Here is a 1727-nt window from a genome sequence, read left to right as displayed (position 1 = left end):
CAGCGCGTCGGCATCGCCCGGGCGCTGGCCAGCGGGCCGCGCCTGATGGTCCTCGACGAGCCGGTCTCGGCGCTGGACTCCTCCGTCCGCGCCGGGGTGCTCAACCTGCTCACCGACCTCCAGGACGAACTCGGCGTCGGCTACCTGTTCATCTGCCACGATCTGGCGCTCGTCCGCCACCTGGCGCACCGGGTCGCGGTGATGCACGGCGGCCGGATCGTGGAGACCGGACCCGCGCGCCGCGTGTGCGCCGAGCCCGAACACCCCCACACGCGCGAACTCGTGGCCGCGACGCCCTCGATCGTCCCGGCGGCGGACGCCCCCGTCGTGAGCGCGCCGTGACCCCGCCCGCCACCGGTTCCGGACCCTTGGCCGCGACCGCGAACACGGAGGGCGCCGGTCCGGACCCGGACCCGCGCGAACCCCGGGCGGACGGACCCGACGCACGACACCGCCCGCTGGGGGACGCGGACGACCGCCGGGCGGACACTCCCGGCAGGCACCCCCACCCACGCGGAACGCGTCGTGGACGGCGGATCCCCGGTCCCGTCACGCGTCCCTCCGGCCTGCTGGGCGACCTGCGCGCGGTCGGACCGGTCACCCGCCTGCTGATCGGATCGCAGCTGGCGTTCAACATCGGGTTCTTCGCCGTCCTGCCCTACCTGGCCGCCCACCTCACCGACGCGATCGGCCTCGCCGGGTGGCTGGTCGGCCTGGTCCTGGGGCTGCGGACGTTCAGCCAGCAGGGTTTGTTCGTCGTCGGCGGGGCGCTCACCGACCGGTTCGGGGCGCGCCCGGTCGTCCTGGTCGGCTGCGTGCTGCGCGTGGCCGGGTTCGCCTGGCTGGCGTTCGCCCGCGACACCGGGTCGGTCATCGCCTCCGTGCTGCTCATCGGGTTCGCCGCCGCCCTGTTCTCCCCGGCGGTCGAGACCGAGGTCGCCCGGCAGGCCGTGCGCCACGAACACGCCACCGGCACACCGCGCACCCGCGTGCTCGGCCTGTTCTCCGTCGCCGGTCAGGCGGGTACGCTCATCGGTCCGCCCCTGGGCACGCTGCTGCTGTTCACCGGCTTCCCGGCCGCCTGCCTCGTCGGCGCGGGCGTGTTCACCCTGGTCCTGGCCGCGCACCTGCGCTGGATGCCCCGCCACGTGCCCGGCGCGCCCGGTGCCCCCGACGGCCGGGACCGTCCGCGCGTGGGGGAGGGGGTGCGCGCCCTGCTCGGCCACCGCCGGTTCCTCGTGCTGTGCCTGGCCTACAGCACCTACCTCCTCGCCTACAACCAGCTCTACCTGGCGCTGCCCGGCGAACTCGAACGCGCGACCGGCACACAGACCGCCCTGGGCTGGCTGCTGGCGTGGGCGTCGCTGCTCTACATCGCCGCGCAGCTGCCCGTGCTGCGCTGGGTCGGCGGCCGCCTCTCCCACCGCGCGACCGTCCGCTGGGGGCTCCTCCTGCTCGCGGCGGGGTTCGCGGCCGTACCCGCCCTGGCCCCGATGACCTCGCTCGGCGGCCTGGCGCCCTCCGCCGTGCTCGTCACCGCCATCACCCTCGGACAGGTCCTCATCGTGCCGACCGTGCGCGCCTGGGTGCCCGACCTGGTCGACGGCGCCCGACTCGGCCTGTTCACCGGCGCGCTGTCGTCGCTGTCGGGGCTGGTGGTGCTCCTGGGGAGCGTGCCGGTCGGAGCGCTCCTGGACCTCGGCGGCCCGGCGGTCTGGATCGTCCTG

General features: G+C 75.6%; 1 protein-coding gene and 1 pseudogene. Both read left to right on the top strand.

The window, feature by feature from the left end; all coding sequences use genetic code 11:
• Positions 1 to 342: pseudogene (locus D471_RS0112715) on the top strand (ATP-binding cassette domain-containing protein); the annotation flags it as partial.
• A gap of 26 nt (positions 343 to 368) precedes the next feature.
• Positions 369 to 1727: MDR family MFS transporter (locus tag D471_RS34190; protein ID WP_241479613.1), on the top strand; the 1359-nt coding region annotated here is incomplete at its 3' end.

The sequence above is a fragment of the Nocardiopsis lucentensis DSM 44048 genome (genome assembly GCF_000341125.1).
Lineage (GTDB): Bacteria > Actinomycetota > Actinomycetes > Streptosporangiales > Streptosporangiaceae > Nocardiopsis > Nocardiopsis lucentensis.
The sequence above is the reverse complement of the archived record's forward strand: the minus strand, read 5'-3'. Positions and strand labels throughout refer to the sequence as shown.